This is a genomic window from Sporomusa aerivorans (genome assembly GCF_041428895.1).
GTDB classification, from domain to species: domain Bacteria; phylum Bacillota; class Negativicutes; order Sporomusales; family Sporomusaceae; genus Sporomusa; species Sporomusa aerivorans.
This window is the reverse complement of the sequence record NZ_CP156926.1, coordinates 829,112-848,089: the sequence shown is the minus strand read 5'-3', so window position 1 is coordinate 848,089 and position 18,978 is coordinate 829,112. Positions and strand designations below refer to the sequence as shown.

At 43.3% G+C, this 18,978-nt stretch carries 21 protein-coding genes; 11 read left to right on the top strand and 10 right to left on the bottom strand.

Annotated features, from left to right (window positions below):
• Window positions 1-183: 183 nt before the first annotated feature.
• Window positions 184-396 carry a DUF1858 domain-containing protein gene (locus tag SATMO3_RS03875; protein WP_371377738.1) on the bottom strand — a complete coding sequence of 71 codons (213 nt, stop codon included), beginning with the start codon at window positions 394-396 and terminating at the stop codon, window positions 184-186.
• A 93-nt stretch (window positions 397-489) separates the two neighbouring features.
• On the opposite strand from SATMO3_RS03875, the gene SATMO3_RS03870 reads away from it, so the two are divergent.
• Window positions 490-1,713 (top strand): DUF438 domain-containing protein, encoded by a 1,224-nt coding sequence (locus tag SATMO3_RS03870; protein ID WP_371377735.1) that lies wholly within the window; start codon window positions 490-492, stop codon window positions 1,711-1,713.
• 13 nt (window positions 1,714-1,726) lie between these two features.
• On the opposite strand, the gene SATMO3_RS03865 is transcribed toward SATMO3_RS03870, so the two are convergent.
• On the bottom strand, window positions 1,727-2,299 hold the full coding sequence (locus SATMO3_RS03865; RefSeq protein WP_371377732.1) for an HPP family protein: 573 nt from the start codon (window positions 2,297-2,299) through the stop codon (window positions 1,727-1,729).
• Window positions 2,300-2,539: 240 nt separating this feature from the next.
• Between SATMO3_RS03865 and SATMO3_RS03860 the strand changes: the two genes are divergently transcribed.
• Window positions 2,540-2,752: a cyclodeaminase/cyclohydrolase family protein gene (locus tag SATMO3_RS03860; RefSeq protein WP_371381667.1), complete on the top strand. Its 213-nt coding sequence runs from the start codon at window positions 2,540-2,542 to the stop codon at window positions 2,750-2,752.
• Between the two features lie 52 nt (window positions 2,753-2,804).
• On the opposite strand, the gene hcp is transcribed toward SATMO3_RS03860, so the two are convergent.
• Window positions 2,805-4,367 carry a hydroxylamine reductase gene (gene hcp / locus SATMO3_RS03855; protein ID WP_371377730.1) on the bottom strand — a complete coding sequence of 521 codons (1,563 nt, stop codon included), beginning with the start codon at window positions 4,365-4,367 and terminating at the stop codon, window positions 2,805-2,807.
• Window positions 4,368-4,667: 300 nt separating this feature from the next.
• On the opposite strand from hcp, the gene SATMO3_RS03850 reads away from it, so the two are divergent.
• The 8 genes from SATMO3_RS03850 to SATMO3_RS03815 all read left to right on the top strand — a co-directional run bounded on the left by SATMO3_RS03850 (window position 4,668) and on the right by SATMO3_RS03815 (window position 10,573).
• Window positions 4,668-5,093, top strand: coding sequence for a C-GCAxxG-C-C family protein (locus SATMO3_RS03850; RefSeq protein ID WP_371377727.1), 426 nt, complete (start codon window positions 4,668-4,670; stop codon window positions 5,091-5,093).
• Between the two features lie 690 nt (window positions 5,094-5,783).
• Window positions 5,784-6,398, top strand: a complete 615-nt coding sequence (locus SATMO3_RS03845) for a hypothetical protein (protein WP_371377724.1) — start codon at window positions 5,784-5,786, stop codon at window positions 6,396-6,398.
• Between the two features lie 83 nt (window positions 6,399-6,481).
• Window positions 6,482-7,303 (top strand): acyl-ACP--UDP-N-acetylglucosamine O-acyltransferase, encoded by an 822-nt coding sequence (lpxA, locus tag SATMO3_RS03840; protein WP_371377722.1) that lies wholly within the window; start codon window positions 6,482-6,484, stop codon window positions 7,301-7,303.
• A 77-nt stretch (window positions 7,304-7,380) separates the two neighbouring features.
• On the top strand, window positions 7,381-7,959 hold the full coding sequence (locus SATMO3_RS03835) for a hypothetical protein (protein ID WP_371377719.1): 579 nt from the start codon (window positions 7,381-7,383) through the stop codon (window positions 7,957-7,959).
• 26 nt (window positions 7,960-7,985) lie between these two features.
• Window positions 7,986-8,534, top strand: coding sequence for a hypothetical protein (locus tag SATMO3_RS03830; protein ID WP_371377717.1), 549 nt, complete (start codon window positions 7,986-7,988; stop codon window positions 8,532-8,534).
• 40 nt (window positions 8,535-8,574) lie between these two features.
• Window positions 8,575-9,075, top strand: coding sequence for a hypothetical protein (locus SATMO3_RS03825; RefSeq protein ID WP_371377714.1), 501 nt, complete (start codon window positions 8,575-8,577; stop codon window positions 9,073-9,075).
• Window positions 9,076-9,132: 57 nt separating this feature from the next.
• A complete protein-coding gene (locus SATMO3_RS03820; RefSeq protein WP_371377711.1) occupies window positions 9,133-9,681 on the top strand; it encodes a hypothetical protein in 549 nt (182 codons plus the stop codon).
• A gap of 199 nt (window positions 9,682-9,880) precedes the next feature.
• Window positions 9,881-10,573: a response regulator transcription factor gene (locus SATMO3_RS03815; protein ID WP_371377708.1), complete on the top strand. Its 693-nt coding sequence runs from the start codon at window positions 9,881-9,883 to the stop codon at window positions 10,571-10,573.
• A gap of 309 nt (window positions 10,574-10,882) precedes the next feature.
• Here the strand turns inward: SATMO3_RS03815 and SATMO3_RS03810 are convergent, their stop codons facing one another.
• From SATMO3_RS03810 to SATMO3_RS03785, 6 genes are all read right to left on the bottom strand, one after another.
• Complete coding sequence (locus SATMO3_RS03810) at window positions 10,883-12,550, bottom strand: flagellinolysin (RefSeq protein WP_371377705.1); 1,668 nt, start codon at window positions 12,548-12,550, stop codon at window positions 10,883-10,885.
• Window positions 12,551-12,754: 204 nt separating this feature from the next.
• Window positions 12,755-13,348 carry a hypothetical protein gene (locus SATMO3_RS03805; RefSeq protein WP_371377702.1) on the bottom strand — a complete coding sequence of 198 codons (594 nt, stop codon included), beginning with the start codon at window positions 13,346-13,348 and terminating at the stop codon, window positions 12,755-12,757.
• 66 nt (window positions 13,349-13,414) lie between these two features.
• The gene (locus SATMO3_RS03800; protein ID WP_371377699.1) at window positions 13,415-13,978 is read right to left on the bottom strand and encodes a hypothetical protein; all 564 of its coding nucleotides are present in this window, start codon (window positions 13,976-13,978) and stop codon (window positions 13,415-13,417) included.
• Window positions 13,979-14,273: 295 nt separating this feature from the next.
• Window positions 14,274-16,115 (bottom strand): APC family permease, encoded by a 1,842-nt coding sequence (locus tag SATMO3_RS03795; RefSeq protein WP_371377696.1) that lies wholly within the window; start codon window positions 16,113-16,115, stop codon window positions 14,274-14,276.
• A 113-nt stretch (window positions 16,116-16,228) separates the two neighbouring features.
• Complete coding sequence (locus SATMO3_RS03790) at window positions 16,229-17,065, bottom strand: MBL fold metallo-hydrolase (RefSeq protein ID WP_371377694.1); 837 nt, start codon at window positions 17,063-17,065, stop codon at window positions 16,229-16,231.
• Between the two features lie 312 nt (window positions 17,066-17,377).
• Window positions 17,378-17,977: a DedA family protein gene (locus SATMO3_RS03785; protein ID WP_371377691.1), complete on the bottom strand. Its 600-nt coding sequence runs from the start codon at window positions 17,975-17,977 to the stop codon at window positions 17,378-17,380.
• A gap of 192 nt (window positions 17,978-18,169) precedes the next feature.
• On the opposite strand from SATMO3_RS03785, the gene SATMO3_RS03780 reads away from it, so the two are divergent.
• On the top strand, window positions 18,170-18,493 hold the full coding sequence (locus SATMO3_RS03780; RefSeq protein ID WP_371377688.1) for a hypothetical protein: 324 nt from the start codon (window positions 18,170-18,172) through the stop codon (window positions 18,491-18,493).
• A 133-nt stretch (window positions 18,494-18,626) separates the two neighbouring features.
• Here SATMO3_RS03780 and SATMO3_RS03775 read toward each other — a convergent pair whose 3' ends face one another.
• Complete coding sequence (locus tag SATMO3_RS03775) at window positions 18,627-18,851, bottom strand: hypothetical protein (RefSeq protein ID WP_371377686.1); 225 nt, start codon at window positions 18,849-18,851, stop codon at window positions 18,627-18,629.
• Window positions 18,852-18,978 lie beyond the last annotated feature (127 nt).

Here is an 18,978-nt window from a genome sequence, read left to right as displayed (position 1 = left end):
TACAAAAATGATGCTGAAACGACAAACACAAAAACCTATCGGCTTACATCGCTGATAGGTTTTGTTTCTCCTGATAGAAAGTATAACTTTCGCCTGGATAAGGGCAACATCGGCTTCCGCTTTCGCCAAAGTCTCGGCGCAAGTCGTGTTTTCTTTATGATCAACCGCGGTTGTACAGCGCGGCTACTCAATATTGCTATTTAAGAAAGCAAGCAAATCATCGAGGTCTTCCCCGGTGTTTTTCGCCACATCCTCTATCCGGGCAAATTTGCCGACCGTATTAAAAACAATTGGATTGTTTAAATTTTTAAATTTAGGAGAGCGTTCAATTAATTTTTCTTTCAAATGAGGATATTTTGTCAGCACCTCAGCGATTTTTTGATCTTTTGTTATCATTGGCAAGCTCCTTTCCACCGGCTTCATGAGGAATATATTTACCCTTACAGCCAAAAAATATTAGATACCTAATAAAGACAGGAGCGATAATCGATGAGCGAGTTAATAAACAACCGGGAACACAGGAAACAAATTATCAAGGAAATCCTCCTCGACTTGCATAAAGGGAAAAGTGTCGCGGAAGTTAAACCGCGGTTCGATGCGATTGCCGCGGAAATGGATGCCGCCGAACTTTCCCTGATCGAACAAAGCCTTATCAATGAAGGGATTCCTGTCGAGGAAATCCAAAACCTGTGCGATGTGCATGCGGCCGTGTTTAAAGAAGCACTAAGCGAAAAACCTAATATAGAGGTAAGCAAGGGCCATCCGCTGGATATTTTCCGGGAAGAAAACCAAGCCTTAGAAGAACTGATAGAAAAAGAGATCCGTCCGCTGGCGGCCGGGCTGCAAAGCGCTGCTCCCGGGGAGGAACCAAAAATCGTAAGTGAAACACTGGCAAAGATAAATCTGCTGTGGGACGTGGATAAACACTACGCCCGGAAAGAAAATCTTATCTTCCCCTTTCTGGAAAACTATGGTATAACGGCCCCGCCCAAAGTCATGTGGGGAGTAGATGACGAGATCCGGGAGTTGCTTAAGGAATCCAAGCGCTTAGCGCTTCACTATTCGTCAGGCGCTAAAGAAGCGTTCCTCAGCAAACTTGAAGAGACACTGCACCAGATAAACGAGATGATTTTTAAGGAAGACAAGATTCTGTTTCCCATGCTGCTAGAAACCCTGAGCGAGAACGATTGGCTGCTGATTCAGGAGGACAGTGAGGAAATTGGCTATTGCCTCATTGAGCCGGCAACAAAATGGCTGCCATCTAACTCTGCGCTCACCGCAATAGAGACCGGTAAAAATGCAAGCGCCCAGGGCGTTATCAAGTTTGCAACAGGCATTCTGACACCGAAAGAAATCGAGTTGATCTTCAGCCACCTGCCGATAGATATAACCTTTGTCGGTAAGGACGAGCTGGTCAAATTCTTTTCCGCAGCAAAGGATCGTATTTTCCATCGCACCAAAACCATTATTGGGCGGAAGGTCGAAAACTGCCACCCGCCAGCCAGCATTCACGTTGTTGAGCAGCTTGTGACAGATTTAAAATCCGGCAAAAAAGACAGTGAGAGCTTTTGGCTCCACCTGGCCGGTAAGTATGTCCATATCCAGTATATTGCCGTGCGTGATTCCGGCGGTGAATTTATCGGCGTCTTAGAGGCGACGCAGGATATAAAACAGCTGCAGGCAATAACCGGGGAAAAGCGTATTATGGACTGAAAGCAGCTTAAATTCAGCGGCTCTTAAATAACCTGTCACGGCCGGCGTCTTCCGAGATATTAGCCACATAGTGAAGTACTACCCGGAAGTACCTATGTTTAGTAACCAGTTTATTATACAGCGCCGCTACCAAAGATAAAGTACCACTGCCAATCAGCACCGGAGCCAGCAAAAAATCCAAGGGCACTCCCCCCTCCAGCATTACCAGCAGCGGATTGGCGGCAGCAGGCGGGTGCAAGATTCTTAGAATTTGCATGGCTGCAATCGCAACACCGACCCCCAGCGCATAAGTCCACCAATGCAGACCAAACACATAAGAACATACTATTCCAATCATACTGGAGACAAGATGTCCGCCAATTATATTACGGGGCCGGGCAAAAGCACTATCCGGGATGACAAACGCAATAAAACAAGTTGCCCCCAGCGGGGGCATTATGAAATTTACTCCAGTTATAGCAGATACATAGGCGATCGTCCCGATCCCGATCATCGCTCCAACAGACGAAGTAAAGATTCGCTTGATATTGAGCCGCCGATAGTACCACTTTTGATGCTTCGATATATTACTAATTGCGGCTGTCATTTTCTACTCCATTCTCACAGAAGCTGGCTTTGTGTTTAGTTGATATATAGCCATATAGAGTTGCTGATTAATTTGCTTTATCCTCCTCTTGAGTAATTTTATAGCAGGGTGCCTTATTTTTACTGTGATATTTATCACACCCAATGCTCTGAAGTGCTTTATCCTAAATGTACCTTTATCTATTGGCTCAATGGAAAAATTGTACAGACATGATAATAATCACTAAATTATTAGGCAAACATAGCCATACTGCCCATAGTAAAACACGGTGTACAAGGCGACTTGAAAATAGGCCTGCTGGTACTTAAAACCGGTATTGAAGGTTCCCTCGCTGTGGCCAAAATTAATATATCTTTAATTCAGGACGACACAGTCGCAAAGAAATTTCAAACCAGGATTGATGAAATCCGGACTAAGTTCGAAGCAATGGTAACTGAACTGCAGGCTAAATAAAACGAATGGGGACCGCAGCGCGCTGCAGTCCCCATTCGTTTTATTTAGCCGCTTATTGTAAAATTGTTTGCAGATCGTTTTCGGGCGTACTAATCGGATGCAGATTAAATTTTTCTACCAGGATGTTGAGTACATTGGGTGACAAGAAGGCCGGTAATGACGGACCGATATAGATGTTCTTGATGCCGAGCGCCAGAAGCGTGAGCAGGATGCACACCGCCTTCTGCTCATACCAGGACAGTACAAGCGTAAGCGGCAGTTCATTAACCTCGCATTTAAACGCCTCGGCAAGGGCGACGGCCACCTGAATGGCCGAATAGGCGTCATTACATTGCCCCATATCCATGATTCGCGGTAAACCGCCGATTTCGCCGATATTAAGATCATTAAACCGGTACTTGCCGCAGGCTAAGGTCAGAATAACGGTATCCTGCGGCGCTTTTCTTACAAAGTCGGTATAGTAGTTACGGCCCGGTTTGGCCCCGTCACAGCCGCCGACCAGGAAGAAGTGCTTAATCGCGCCTGCTTTTACCGCATCGATGACGGTGCCGGCAACACTCATAACTGTACCGCAGGCAAAGCCTGTCATCACTTCTTTGCCGCCGTTTATGCCGGTAAACTCTTTGTCTTCCTGCCAGCCGCCCAGTTCAACAGCTTTATTAATTAAAATTGAAAAATCCTTGATGTGGTTTGATCCCGGAATATGCTGAACACCCGGGAAACCGACAACAGAAGTGGTAAATACCCGGTCACTGTAGGAGCTCTTCGGTACCATCAGACAGTTGGTGGTAAATAAAACAGGCGCCGGTATGTTATCAAACTCTTTTTGCTGATTCTGCCAGGCTGTGCCAAAATTGCCTTTCAGATGCGGATATTTATTAAGTTCAGGATAGCCATGCGCCGGCAGCATCTCACCATGAGTATAGATGTTAACGCCTTTGCCTTCAGTCTGTTCCAGCAGTTGTTTTAAATCAAGGAGATCATGGCCGGTAACGACGATGAAAGGCCCTTTCTCCACCTTTAGAGATACCTTGGTTGGTTTGGGCTGATCATAAGCAGAGGTATTCGCTTCGTCCAGCAGCGCCATACAGGCCAGATTGGTTTTGCCAAACTCTATCAAGAGGCCAAGCCATTCATCTGCCGTATGTTCTTCGCCCAGCGCTTGCAAGCCTTTATAAAACCAAGCCGTGACTTCCGGGTTTTCTTTGCCTAAAACCGCAGCATGCTCTGCATAAGCGGCCATACCGCGCATACCCAATAATAACGTGGTCCGCAGCGATACGATATCGATGTCGCCTGTCCACAGCTCACCCGGGACAAAGTCTGCAGCGGCTGCGTTTAGTTTGTTCTTTTCCGCATGAATTTGATCAATTAAGGCTTGTACCCTCTCACTGTCAAAACAAACATTGGTAACCGTGGTAAAAAGCCCTTGCCGCACCAGTTCATCCGCCTTTTTACCGGCGCTTTTGCCCTGCGCCGCCCTGGCCAAACCAATTAAGGCACAGGTAAGCGCATCCTGACTGTTGGCTACCTCTGGCTGCTTGCCACATACCCCTACCTTGGTACAGCCTTTTCCACCTGCTGTTTGCTCACACTGAAAACAAAACATGGACATGCAATTCCCTCCCCGATTTTCTGGTTAAAAGTAATCTCTGGGTAAAACTGCGTACTTGTCTAAATAATTCCATTCTTAATGAAATTATAATCAAAAGTTCTGACAAATTCGTGACATATTTCTTACAAAATTCTGACCGGTTTTATTAATATTGGGTAACTGGGTTCACTTCCTTGGCGGCTACTGTCATGTTGTTTACAATATCCAATTTTCTTGCCTGAAACCGGCGTTTGGATATTTACAACTTTACACTCTACTATTTATAATATTTTTCAAGGATTCCGAAGGGAGAGAACTAAAATGGAGGAGTTAATCCAGAGCAGAATACATAGCTACTATTGGAATAACGATCTTAATTGTGCGGAAACAACGCTAAAAATCTTGGCCGAAATATTTAACGTGGAAATTCAACCCCAAATTCTGGCTGCCGCTGTCGGCATGCACGGCGCCGGCAAATTCGGGGCACAGTGCGGGCTGGTGGAAGGCGCGCTAATGTTTATCGGCATTCTCGGTAAGGAAAAAGGCATCGACAAAGAAAGAACCATTGCTTTATGCTATGCTTTCGCCGACGGATTCGAACAAAGATTTAAAAGCCTGCGCTGTAAAGACTTACGCCCTATGGGTTTTCGGCCTAATGATCCACCGCATCTCTGTGAAGGCAAAACCAGAATAGCAATTAAATTTTCCTCAGATTTTATCAACAAAGCGTTGGAAATTAATCCTTAAGATCAGGCTGACGGTTACTGCAAAACAGAGTCCCTGTCCCCGCGTTTTTATCAATACATAAAACACGGGGACAGGGACTCTGTTTCTTTACTAAAAACTTACGCATACCCTTGCTTTCTTTACACTTCCCTGACTTCTGCCGGCAGTATAATAAGGTTGAATTCCCGAATCTTTCAAAGGGTGGTGAGACTTGTGGATTTCAACCAGGCGCTCACGCTGGCAGTGTTTCTCTTTTTCCTGGGGTTTGCGTTAGGCATTATGTTCGCCCCTCGCATATACCGTTTTAAATAAAATTATAGGCAGGTACTGCAGTCTATTGAGCTAAAGCATCCAAGCATATTGCAAAACAAGAGCCCTGCCTGTGGAATTTATTAATATGAATTCCACAGGCAGGGCTCCTGTTTTGTGTAATCAAACTATCCCAAGCGCTTAGGAAACTGGTAGCAAACAACAGAGCTAGTGTTTTAACTCTTGCAGCTTTTCTTAGCTCCGCCGGCGACGTTAAACTGCTTTTTTTAGCCAACAGCCGGTTTGTATTTTTCCCATATTGCGTCAATTTTTGCAGTAATTTTTTAAGGAACTCTAAATAATGATATATTATGATTTGTTTGTCAAATGCTATACACCTTTGGTAAATAATATCAAAAAAGTAATGAATTTGACGAAACCATGAAAGTGAGGGATAAGCGCATGCCCGTTATAAGAAAAATTACGGTAATTATTGCAAGTTATATTATTCTTTTAAATGGCGCACTAGATATTGGCTGGGCAACTTGTTTGGCCAATCAAAATACGCTATATTCTGAAGAATTATGGGTAGAGTTGGATGTTTCCGCAGAGCAAAGAAAACGTATTGACGAAATGATTGTCCAGGCAGCCAAAGAAATATTAAAAAATCAACCAAACTTAAAAAACGCCAGCATGTTAGACCTCTTAGAATATGAAAGCCTGGTAAGCAACAGGAGAAATCAGGTAAATGAAATGATCTCAAAAATATTAACAACAGAACAGCAAAGCATATTTGATAATCAATTAGAAATACAAGAACAGACCAGAAACCTTTCAGCCCTGTCTCTACTGAGTTTAAATCTTTCTGAAAAGCAACAGCCGCTCGTACTTTATTCATTGATCGGGTCGCAAAAGCAAATTTGGTCTATTATTTCAGATAAAAAGCTCTCCTGGGAGGAACGAAGGAAAAAGCTAAAAAAAGTGAACGCCATTAACAAGCTGCAACAGCATTTGAGCAAAGACCAAATAAATACATTAAAAATATGGTCGGATTTATTAAACCGTTCTCAAACGTAGAATATGCAAAAATGATTAAAACGTTAGCTTTACTATATTAAGACAGACCAAACCAAAATTTCTGAATTTGAGGTAATTGTTATATGAAAGAGACGACGAATTTTCAAACATCATGCCTGTCTGCTAATACCGCAAATGGAAAAGGTATTGTGATTGGTCCCGGTGCCATTATCGGCAAAGATGTTGTCCTCGGAGAAGGAACTAAAATTGGAGCACATGCAATTATTACCGGCCGGACAATAGTTGGCCGCAACTGCGTTATTCACCCGCATGCGTCAATTGCTGCCGGACAGTTCAGCAACCAACACGCTAAGGAGAATTCGGTCATTATCGGTGACAACACCACAATTCGCGAATTTGTCACAATAAACGGCTCAACTGGCAAAGGCCTGCAAACGCAAATCGGCTCACATTGCTTAATATCAGCTTATAGTCAGATTGACGCCCACTGTGTTGTCGGAGATTCAGTGGTAATCTCCAACGCAGTAAGGCTTGCAGCCTATGCGGAAATAGAAAGTCAGGCAGTTATCGGTGGGCTAGCACTAATTCATCCGTTTATAAAAATCGGCAGAAATGCTATGATCGGCGGTATTTCTAAAGTAATCCATGATGTCCCGCCCTTTATTATGGTTAATGGTAATCCGGCACAGGCATTTGGCATTAATTTGCTTGGCATGAGACGTGCGGGAATAAGCGAGACTAAACGGCAGATCATAAAAAAAGCTTACAAAATTCTCTACCTGTCAGGGTTGAACATTGCCCGTGCTTTAGAGGTAATGGAAGAACAGCTTGTTCTATGTGAAGAATTAAAATATTTTATAGCTTTTTTGCGCAGCAATAACAGAGAGATTTGCAGTAAAGGCAGAGCCTCTAAATCAAAACTAAACCCCAGACAGGTTAACTGAACTAACCATATGTGCTAGCATCGTGCATTTAATACCTACTTAGACTTTAATAATCATGCGTATTGTGAGGCGGATCTATGATAAAGAAAATTCTCAGTTTGCTATTCATAATATTTAGCATCCCCTCTGCAATCTGTCTGTCAAACCCGGCATTGGATGACTACTCTGCAGGAACCTTCTCCATAGACCTGCATCTCGGCATTCCCGATAATCACAGTACTATAGACCAGTTATACACCAGCTATATCTTTACTGCCGGTTTAGGGTCCGGATTTGCCGGACAATATGTCTATCATGACGCGGAAGCAGATAACGGTGGCCGCCGAATAAAATCAACCCAGATAAATATACTTAAATCCGAACATAAAGGTCTTTCATTTATGATAGGATCTTCTCAGACTGAGCTTGTGGGTAATTATTCACGTACTGACATCATTGCAGGAGTTCAGGGCACTGTTTATATAGGCTCCAATACCCGAGCCTATACCAGTATGTCAGCCGGCCCCGGCATTACCGCCTACTCGGTCGCTATTGGCTACAGTCTCACTCCCAATACTGAACTTAAATTAAATTACAGCGACTTAAGATATAAAGATTTAGCTCCGGAAGTCATTACTGTAAAAGTTCCTTACGGAGGAATAGTCTACCGTTTTTAATTTATTATGGGCAGGAGAACACTATCATGAAGCTTACTCTATATTCCTTAGCCTTTGCTGTCCTATCGCTGTTATGTTTAATTACAAGCGCGAATGCAGCAACGCCATTACCACATAGTTTCAGAGGTCTAGTCTGGGGACAAGCCCTGGAAGACTTCGGAGAAAAAAGCAGTATGCAAGACACATCGTCAGCTATAGAAAACAAGTTTCTTGGAAAGAACGAAACGTCATACAAACGTTTGTATGATGATAATATCATTGGCGGAATAAAGTTTACCGCTGTTACCTATATTTTCTGGCGCGACAAATTCAAAGCCATAACTGCTTATACTGCGGGAAGCGATAAATTCGCTCAATTAATAAATGTAACACACAAAAAATTCGGACGTCCAAAATCAATAGAAGAAAATCAATACTGCACTCGTGTCATCTGGTCAGATAAGCAAACTGAATTGGTAATTACAATGGCAGGAGATGATAATACCATTCATCTTTATATGAAGTCACTAGCCATTGAAAATTCAGAAAATCGCTGGGAAGCTGCTGGCAGATCACCCGCTCATATTGAGTGGTGATAAAAAATAAAGCTATTTTAAAACTAGAGGAGGATTCTTTATGAAAAAGGTTATGTTGCTACTTGCATTGTTGCTCCTACTTACTGTCGGCAATGCCCTGGCAGCGCCAATCAACACTTTGGAGAAACAACAAATGACAGTAGGTATCGTCGGCGGAAATGTCACAAACGCTTACTATCTTGAGGACAAAGTGACCAATAATCTCAGTATAGGAATACAGTATATCGATGGAGACGTTGACTGTTATGGACAAATAGACTTTTCCGACAACGTCAATTCGGAAACTATTCCTAAATTGATCATTGGCAACAGGGACTATAGCTCCGGTTCAACAACATATATAGGTGCTGCTGTAAGAGCTCCCATAAATGAAGACTTTGCCGGTTATGCGATTGCTCTCTTCGGTAAGAGCCTGCAGGAATTACAACTGGGCTTTACAAGCGAATTAAACGATTCTGTGTTCATGAATGTAAACTATCGTATAGTAGAACATCATGGCACTAGTAAAGGGATAGGCCTTGGGATAGGCTGTCGGCTTTAGAGAAAGCTAGTTTTGACAAGATTTAATAAATAGTATTTACTCTCAAGGACGGTTGCTATGAAAAGAAAAGGTATCTTGTTAGCCTTAATTTTACTTCTTTTTGCTTCAGTAACTTTTGCGGCTAATATTAAAAGTTATGAAGAGTATACAGGACGGCGGACATATACCGTTACCGATACCAAATCATCCAGTATCTTTGATCTGAATAACCATTATAAGATCACAACCATATTCAGTTCGGTCTATGAAAAAGGCAGTAATGAAGCTGTCAAAAAGTTAACTTTACAGTACTATACGGCCGAAGAGGCTGTCATAGCCATCCGTCCGACAATCAAGCTTACTATTGATGATGAAACCTGGCAATTGACGGCAACCTCCCGCTCCACTGTCAACAGTGACGGCAGCATACAGTTTATTTGGATTCTGCCGGTTGCAGTAACCAAGTCACTAATGGATACTAAAAAAGCAATTACCGTAAGATTTTTTTATAATACACCCAATGGCGATTGTTTTAAGGATTATACGATCCCCCACAAAATTATTGCAGTAGTGCAAACAATGTATTTGCAGGATATAGAATCGGTAAATTCTTTATTAACGGAATAGTATCCTAATTATTTGGTATACTCTACAAATCATACCTCTATTATCGCAACTTAATATTAATAAATTATTAAAATATTGCGCAGCTAATAATGTAACGCGTATAGAAATTATCTAGACTTCCGAGTCCGATTTTTGACAGCGGGGGACTAGAAAGCACGGATGAATAATACGAACACGGATGTATCAAAGAAGGTTTCACATGAAGTTGTTATTAGTTGAAGATAATCTAAGACTCTTGGATTCATTGACCCATTTATTAAAAAAATCAGGCTATGTAGTAGACACTGCTATTGATGGTAAGGCAGGCTCTGAACTGGCATCCCTGGAGGTTTACGACATTATTATCCTAGATCGCATGCTTCCTTATCAGGATGGTTTATCTGTATTAAAAGAAATTCGCGAGCAAGGAATCGATACCCCCATTTTATTTCTAACAGCTAGGGATAGCCCTCATGAGAGAGCGGAAGGTCTGTATGCCGGCGCCGATGATTATTTAATAAAACCCTTTGCTACAAATGAGTTGCTGGCAAGATTGCGCGTTCTTATCCGGCGAAAAACCACCCGGTCCTTAGAACCCCTAATTAATGCGGCCGGGCTAACTTTAGACCCGTTTCATAATCTGGTGACTAAAGGAAAAGGAGAAAGAAAAATCCACCTTACTACCAAAGAACTGTTGCTTTTAGAGCTGCTGATGCTCAATTGCGGCCAGGTAGTAACCCGAGAATCTATTATGGCAAAAGTTTGGGGCTATAATTCCGACAGCAGCTTTGCAAGCATTGATACATATGTGCATCTTCTTCGCAAAAAACTAGATGTCTCCAATATTAAAACCGTACGTGGTATCGGTTATTACTTGCAAGAAGATGGGGAAGGCATACTGTACTGTGAATGAAACCGCCTAACAGGCCGGCACTTAAAGGCGTTTAAGGCTTCCACTTGCTCAAGCCTTAACGCCCTTTGACCCGTTGTCCCTTATTGCCGGCTGCCCCTTATGAGTCCTCATACTCTTTAGTGCTCAATTTATCCATTGCTCTATCATGCTTTTTGCACTTTTTATTGTTACCTCAAGTAAGCCCTAGTGTACTTACATAATAGCCTTCTGCCAAAGACATGAACAGAAAGCCATAGCTATAATTTCATTTAGCTATGGCTCTGCTCTTTCCCGGCATACCAATATAAACAGTAACTTTGTTAACAGGTATTATCCGTCCTGTAAAAGATAATTGTCCCCCAGCAAATATAAAACTCTCGTGGGATTTTGCATACTACGCATCGCAAGAAGCTGACTGCTACCGGCAGTATTATTTTTTATGGTTGATAGGATTTCTGCAGCGGCTATGTTCTGCATAGTACCGAGTAAAGAATTGAGATAAATTTCTCCTTTGGAGACATATGAAGCAGCATTATTTAAAATATCCATCGCGGTTTCAGGTGCATTTACTAAATCCACCTTGTTCAAGTTCAATATGTTGCCGTCAATTTTAAAGCGTGAATAACTCAACGTTCCATTTCGGGTGCTCGCTAACGTAATTGATGTTTTAGCCTGGCTATCCTGGGCCGGCCAGATAATATTAAAATGTTTTAGCGGCTGTTCACTAGGATAATAAATATCCGGAACTACAGACTCTGCCGTTTGTACAGGCCCGCCGTCCACAAATGCCCCGCCTATTCCGCCGGTATCTCCACCTAACAAAGTTTTGGTAAATTCGCAAGATTGTTCAATTTTATGAATGAAGACTGCGCCATTGCCCTTCGTAACAAAATCAGCGACAAACTCCTGGGTATTGGCATAATTCGAAACATGGCTCAGAGCCTGATCAAGATTTTCTGTAGGGTTATTTTTCAGATCAGTCATTAAGTCCTTTATTCCACCACTGTATCCCGCAGCTTGAATCTGCTCATGCAAGTAACGCACAGCCATTGCCGAGCTCGAATATTGCAAACTACTTCCAACCCAAGTTTCATCAGTTCCATTACCTAAAGCATTTTGAATTGCCGTTGCGCCTTCAATTCCTCCCCCGTTACGTGCTAAATCGGTAGCAACCCTTTCATTAGCGCCATGAATAAATTCAGCAGTTCCTTCTTTAAACCAGTTAGGCAAACTGGTAAAATTCATCGTGCGCCCCATAATCGCATGCACCATTTCATGCACTAAAACGCGATCATCATAATAAGGTTTTCTTCCGCCATCCGGTAAACTCGCCGGCAATGCGGTATCAACGGCAATACGCAGAATCTGACCGGTTGCTTTTCCGTCAGGTCCATAATGATATTCTATTGCAGCCAAATAATCTTGTGGTGTTTCATCTAAGACTAACCTTAGCTTTGCTCCGTCTGCACTTAGCCCGTAGCGATCGGCTACCACTTTTTCAGCTTCTTCTAACCATCCGCTTTTTAAGCACTGAATAATTTTTTTATCATTGGCACTTAGTTCATTTGAATCTGCAAAAAGGTTTATATTTTGATACTTCGCGGATTTACTGACTTCGTCAATTTTTTGGGCAACACTTGTTAATTCTGTCTGGAGAGCTTGTCTGTCAGAAGAGTTTTCGGTTTGAATCGCCTGTTTGGCTAGCTTTTTTGCGTATTGTAATAGTGACTGAATCGTATTTAAAGAATCAGTAGCTGTTTTTAATATTGTCATACTGCCTGTTCCGGAATTGGCAAGTGCAATCACAGGCTTGTTTGATAATTTACTGGCACGTTCAGACAAATCCAGTACAACAACATTTTCTCCGAAATTCGCCTTACTGGCATTGTTTTCTATGCAAAGCTCCCTGGTTGCTGTTTGCGTTTCTATATCGTTAATATTATTTTCCTTGGAAGATGTAGACAAAAAGCCTGCATTTAGCCTTAAAGACAAAAGCATTATGCTTCACTCCTTTTCTATATTATTTAGGTATTGTTACTTTGTCTGAACAGAGTATTAAAAATCCCCCCCTCCGCGCATGTATCGAACCCAGTCTAATAAATAAATCGGAAAGCTTTATTTGAACTACCTCAAAATTTAGGTAATAAAAAATTAAATCCGCCCCGGATTTGCCAGGGCGGATTTAATGCAATTACTTCCATCTTACCAATAGGGGGCATGCGGTCCGGTTCCAAAGTGAGGAAAATGCGGTGATCCCGGACGCCACAGGAAACTGTCGTCCATCATAACTGCCTTTCGTCCGTCACTTTTTCCGACCTTGTAGCAGCCTTGGAAAAGAATGAATTTGTGGCTTTCCGGATGCCATCCCTCTTTGCCAATATAGATGTTGCTGGATGAGGTATTCTCTCCGTCCATCAATAATTCCAGCTTGGCAAATGTGCCGTTGCTGATATTAAAATCAATCCCTGACACTTTTCCGGATGTAGTCATCTGAAATTTTAAATATTGACGTTTTTTCTCGACTTTTGCATAATCATCTTTTCCAACTATGTTCATAAAAACATTGTCAAAAAAGCCATCTGTGCGAATAACACCGGTAAATACATGTTCTTGTTCAGATGACCCGGCCCATACATGAAACCCGTCTTTATCCTGCCAAACAAAATATCCGGTATATTGTTCCGCAGTCGCTTGATCCGGCTTGCCTTCAAAACGCAATGGATTCGCTAATACATAATTTGTAAGGCAAAGCAAGATAAATGCCACTAACAAAGACAATACAGCACTTTTTTTCATTTGTCTCCCGCCCTTTCCTTGGCATTAGGATTCTTATTGATCCAACCACGCTAACATGCCGTCTTGTTAAAATTTAAAATAGACACCACTACCAAATCCCTCAAAAATTGTACCATTAGGATCATTGAATTTTCTCCAGCCTAAATTCACATTAACATTATTCTCTAAGTCATAGGTAAGGCCCAAAGCCTTGTCATAAAAATGCGTTCCTTTTTGATAGGATGCATATATCCCAACGCCGGCGGCAAGATCTTGTTTAACTGAGACTCCGCCAAAGAAGTTGCTGTCACTGTCTGCGTTATCTGAATGCAGACGCCGCTGTCCTAGCATTAGTGATATATTAGGCAGTAATGGCACGGTTTTTAAGCCGACATCGGTATAAGATTCTCCCCCTGCCTGGATTTGGTTTATAAAAACTCCATAGCCAAATCCGATACCAAAACTGCCAAATAATTCATTAAATCCTTTGTTTCCTTGTTCAGCCCCGCCTGTCGTTTTGCTTAAGTCATAATAGTTATAGCCAAACTGGATATCTCCAATTCCCGCACTCGGGTCTGGCACTGCGCATATCCCGCCTGATGACATTAGAACAAGAAATATAACCGCTAAAAATATAGACTTTTTTTTCACTTTTTTCTCCGCCCCTCTTAGTGCATCTATTAATAAATTAAAATATATGTCATATTTGTTTTAATAAACTTAAAATACAGGAAAAAAATTCTAAGATCATTAAAAAAAAGCGGGAAAAACGCGGGGACAGGGACCGTGTTTCTTCACTAAAACTTACATATACCCTGCTCCCCTTACACTTCCTTGACTCTGCCAGCAGTATGAAACAGAAGCCCTGCCTGTTAAATTCATTAAGAATTCCACAGACAGGGCTTCTGTTTTGTGTAATCAAATTAGCCCCAGGCGTTTGGGGAAATTACTTTTTAAAATGATAAGGCAGAGTCGATACAATAACATTTTCACGCAGGATCAGCAATGTTCTTAATATCCACCCGGTCTGGTTGTGAAGCAGGCGGTGCCATAACTTGGCCGGTTCGAACTCCGGTATGACAATGGTAATATAATTGTAGATAGTCTTTTGCATTTCAAGCTCGCTTACATAACCCAAAATAGGCTGGACGATAGACCGGTAGGGAGAATAAAGAACATGCAAGGTAACGCCTTCCAGGTTTAAGGCTTTCCACTTTTCCTCAAACTTCTGCCGCTCCTCCTCCTCCGAATAGATATAGAGGGCGATGATGTCGCCGCCGATAGCCTTTGAATACCTGAGGGAAGCAGCCACCACTTTGGTTATGCCGGATATCGGGACTATGATAAGATTTCTCGGCTGGTGAATGTCAAGCTGCTCCATAAAATCAGCGGTGGAAGCGCGTAATTGCTGACCCGTAGTGATGTAGTGCCTGTGGATGGTTTTAAAAATATAAATCATAGCCGGGATAAATATAAGAACAATCCATGCCCCATGGATAAATTTAGTTACTGCAATGACAATTACAACAATACCGGTGATACAGGCGCCAAAGCCATTAAGGACTGAGCGGCCAATCCAGTTCGGTCCTTTTTCTCTTACCCATTTTACCACCAGGCTGGACTGGGCAATTGTAAAAGAAAGAAACACGCCAATCGCATAAAGTGAAATCAGATGCTCAACATTGCCGTTAAAAACAATAATTAATGCGGCCGATATCAGGCTTAATAACAATATCCCCTTGCTATACCCCAACCGTTCCCCTTTCTCGCCCAGATAACGGGGAACATACAAATCCCGCGCCATTATGGATAAAAGCGGCGGCAGACCGTTATAGGCCGTATTGGCTGCCAAATATAAAATCAGCATGGTGGCTATTTGAATGTAATAGTAAGCCCAGTTCCTGCCGAAAACATTCTCAGCCAGCTGAGACAGCATGGTTACGTTTTCCTGGGGCAGAAGATGATAATGCAAAAACAAAAAGGAGATGCCGAAAATCATGCTGCCTAACAGAGCCGACATTACGTAAGTAGTCCTGATAGCATTGTTCACACTGGGTTCCTGAAACATCGGCACACCGTTGGAGATCGCCTCTATGCCGGTCATAGAGCTGCAGCCATTGGCAAAAGCGCGCATAACAATCAGTGTAATAAACCAGTCGGCCTGCTGCATTACTACCGATTCCGCCGGTATAATAGGCGCTGCTTCAGTAAGCGCCTTATATACGCCGGCGCCAATCATGCATACTATGCCGAAAATAAAAAAGTACGTAGGCCAAACAAACACATTGGAGGATTCCCTGACTCCCCTTAAATTAACAATTGTCAGTACCAGAAACAGGACTATTATGTCGATAGTCACTTCCCGCCCGATAAGAAACGGGAAAGCTGAAACCAGCGCCTCTGTTCCTGAAGATATACTTACCGCAACGGTAAGCACATAATCCGCGACCAGTGCGGCTGCGGCGATAAGTGCAGGCAGTTCACCCAAATTGTGCAGCGCAATGGAATAAGAACCGCCGCCGCCGGGATTGGCTCTGGCTACCTGCGTATAAGACAGCGTGACGACTGCCAGCAGGGCGATTACCGCCAGGGTAGCGTAGCTGAAATACCCGTAAATCAGCATCCCCGGAATGGCTAAAGTAAGAATGATTTGCTCCGGGCCATACCCTATTGAAGACAAAGCATCGGAAGAAAAAATCGACAGCGCCTTCCATTTAGGCAATTTCTCGTGAGCGGCTTCTTCTGTTTTTAGAGGTTTTCCGATTATCAGCCGTCGAAAGCTCAGCACCTGTAAAGCCCCCTTGGTAATATTGAATAAAAGCTATATGTTACCGGTGTTTCAGTTAAAGACAATACCAGGTCAACTTAGTATTGTCTTTTTTCACACCTGTTAAAACACCCTTAAAATTCTATAGCAGTCCCAACTGCAGCCTGGACAAATTTCTTCCCGAAACGGCTTTGCAATGCGGCCATCATCGCAAAGCCGGTACAATGGTTGGCCGCAATAAAGTCGGGTGAATATTGTTCCAGGGTTGCCAGCGTGGTCTCTTGCTGAGACTGTGAAACCGGTCCCAAATGAGTTCCGCCAATCCAGCCGGCCAGCCGGTTTTGTCCGGTTATTGCCAAACCTCGCTGCACGGTGTTGACCAGTCCCGAATGGCTGCAGCCGCTTATAACCACTAAGCCTTTGTCACTCGCATAGTAAAGAGCCGTATCGTCAGGAATACTATCCTGGCAGTCACAGCCGGCTTCATCACAGATAACCAGCCTGGTATCGCCCTGCTCGAATGTAGTTATGCGGGGCATGCTGCCGCTAAACCATAGCTTGGGGACTATCTTCAGCGGCTCATCCGTTAACTGCCACCTGGCCCCCAGGCAAATGCTATCCTCCTTTGTAAAGGGTACGCCTATATACGCCCGTTCACCGCCGGTGACTGCATACCGCTTGCCAAAGATCAGCCTATGGGCATAAATGGATATCGGTTTACACCGGTGCCGGAGAATATGCGGCAAACCGCCGGTATGGTCATAATGCCCGTGACTAATTGCAATAGCATCCAGTTCATGCGGGTGGACGCCCAAGAGACTCAGGTTATGGACAACAGCGGATGATTGGCCCGCATCAAGCAGCAGCTTATACGAGTCTAATTCGAGTAACAGGGATAAGCCATGCTCCCCCAGAAAAGGCTTCTTGGCACTAATAGGCACTGAATTGTCGACAACTACCGTTACTTTCATCAGGATTGCCTCCTACGCTACTAAATTTCGACTAACTATCACAAGCTATATTTTCTGGCGGTCAACCAGAAAATTCCGTTCTCACCCTACAAGCTTATAGTAAGACTTAACCGTATTTATTTCAATTGTTTAATTTAAAAACCTGATAACGGCGCAATGGCAAGAGGAGTATTCTGCAGAATTCATGGCGGCGCAAACTAGCCTCTGCTCATTGCAGTCCACAAAAAAATAGTAGTTTCATTTACAAAGCCGCTACCTTGCCTGTTGGCACGATAGCGGCTTTAAAACTGCTCTATCCTTTTTCTCCGGGTATTACATCCTGCCTTTACTGCGTACGGGAAGCCAATCTCTAAGCACATAAACCAAAATTAATACACTGCCTCCCACGGCTACCCATATAAACCGCGGGTTATTTACCCAACTATGCCAGTTGTCGCCCAGCGCCGCCCCGGCGCCTAAAAAAACGGTCAGCCAGATAAGGGCGTGTATCATATCGTAGATGAGAAATTGGACGGTAGAAATACCGCTGATGCCGGCGACATAAGGAGTTATATTACCTATCGTCGGCAGAAAACGGCCGATGATAATATAAGCCGGGGCTGACCTTTGCAAAAGCTCTAACGCTTTGTCAATACGTTCCGGGGTTAGTCTAATATACCTCCCCCATTGCTCCAGAAAAGCCCCGCCAAAATACCGCCCCAGCAGAAAGGCAGTAAGCGAACCCAAAAGATAACCTGATAAAGCTACCAGCCAGGCCGTAACAATACTAAATTCCCCTTGTTTCGCTAAAAAGCCCGCCAAAGCTACCAGCACACTGCCCGGAAAAGGCAGTCCTATTGCTTCCAGAAAAACCCCGGCAAAAATCCCTGGCAATCCCAGGCTGCTTAACATGTCAATAATCCTGTCAAACAAAATATCTCCCCTTAATCTATTATGCCTGACAAGGTTGGCGAATATCCGGCTGCAATGTCGCGCTATTATCGACATCGAAACTGATGGCAGTTAGCGCAGTTGCAAAATTCTGTAACATAACCACTCTATTTTGTAGCATAACAAGAGAATTTACATATAATGTACTAGAGTAACGTAAAGGAGGTTGTGTTAGTGGATCACTTTAATGAAGGACCTATGCAGCATGCTTGTAGACCACCAAAATGCATCGGCAAATTCAATGAAAAATATAAAGTATATGAAGTATGCTGTCGTGTACTGGTAAAAATTTGTTCCAAATGCGGCTGCGAATATGAACCCCACATGCATCCCATGTGCCCTCGCTGCAGAGAGCATGATGGTGGAGGCTTCGGCGGCTTCGGCGGCTACGGTGGTTTTGGCTCCGGTGGCTTTGGACGCCCTGGTTTCTTTGGATTTAGTCCTATGAAGAAAATGAAGAATGAAATGCTCGATGACGATGATGACGATAGTGATTGATTCTGCAGTACATTAATGTATAATAAAGTAAACACGGCTTGCGCCGAGCCTTTGGCGAAAGCAGAAGCCGATGTTGCCCTTATCCTGATAGAAAGTTATACTTTCTATCAGGATAAAAACACCCACATTCTACCTAAAAGTAGATTGCGGGTGTTTTTCTATTCTTACTGACTCGCTTGCCTAGCATATATCTGAATGACTCAAACTCCACCAACGCCGTCTCCAGCCGCCGGAAAGCCTCCGTCGTATCCAGACCTGCTTTATTCAGCCGGGAAAAATCGTCAGATGCTTCACGAATTTTGTCGTACAGCTCCCGTTCCCGTTGATGGTACTCTTTAGGTGCCTGTTTCATCATCATAGCAACTCTGCCTGCTCCCTGACACCTGCATACGGCAATATCCGTATCCACTTCCGGTTCAAAGCCCTGTCCGAAAAATAATCTTCTATCTCTATCCTGCCTGATATGACTGGTGTCAACGGAGCAT

Coding starts and splice junctions, on each gene's coding strand:
- SATMO3_RS03810 (WP_371377705.1), bottom strand. CDS start 12,550: ATGCTTTTGTCTTTAAGGCTAAATGCAGGCTTTTTGTCTACATCTTCC.
- SATMO3_RS03870 (WP_371377735.1), top strand. CDS start 490: ATGAGCGAGTTAATAAACAACCGGGAACACAGGAAACAAATTATCAAG.
- hcp (WP_371377730.1), bottom strand. CDS start 4,367: ATGTCCATGTTTTGTTTTCAGTGTGAGCAAACAGCAGGTGGAAAAGGC.
- SATMO3_RS03820 (WP_371377711.1), top strand. CDS start 9,133: ATGAAAAGAAAAGGTATCTTGTTAGCCTTAATTTTACTTCTTTTTGCT.
- SATMO3_RS03830 (WP_371377717.1), top strand. CDS start 7,986: ATGAAGCTTACTCTATATTCCTTAGCCTTTGCTGTCCTATCGCTGTTA.
- lpxA (WP_371377722.1), top strand. CDS start 6,482: ATGAAAGAGACGACGAATTTTCAAACATCATGCCTGTCTGCTAATACC.
- SATMO3_RS03790 (WP_371377694.1), bottom strand. CDS start 17,065: ATGAAAGTAACGGTAGTTGTCGACAATTCAGTGCCTATTAGTGCCAAG.
- SATMO3_RS03845 (WP_371377724.1), top strand. CDS start 5,784: ATGCCCGTTATAAGAAAAATTACGGTAATTATTGCAAGTTATATTATT.
- SATMO3_RS03835 (WP_371377719.1), top strand. CDS start 7,381: ATGATAAAGAAAATTCTCAGTTTGCTATTCATAATATTTAGCATCCCC.
- SATMO3_RS03865 (WP_371377732.1), bottom strand. CDS start 2,299: ATGACAGCCGCAATTAGTAATATATCGAAGCATCAAAAGTGGTACTAT.
- SATMO3_RS03805 (WP_371377702.1), bottom strand. CDS start 13,348: ATGAAAAAAAGTGCTGTATTGTCTTTGTTAGTGGCATTTATCTTGCTT.
- SATMO3_RS03875 (WP_371377738.1), bottom strand. CDS start 396: ATGATAACAAAAGATCAAAAAATCGCTGAGGTGCTGACAAAATATCCT.
- SATMO3_RS03850 (WP_371377727.1), top strand. CDS start 4,668: ATGGAGGAGTTAATCCAGAGCAGAATACATAGCTACTATTGGAATAAC.
- SATMO3_RS03825 (WP_371377714.1), top strand. CDS start 8,575: ATGAAAAAGGTTATGTTGCTACTTGCATTGTTGCTCCTACTTACTGTC.
- SATMO3_RS03815 (WP_371377708.1), top strand. CDS start 9,881: ATGAAGTTGTTATTAGTTGAAGATAATCTAAGACTCTTGGATTCATTG.
- SATMO3_RS03775 (WP_371377686.1), bottom strand. CDS start 18,851: ATGATGATGAAACAGGCACCTAAAGAGTACCATCAACGGGAACGGGAG.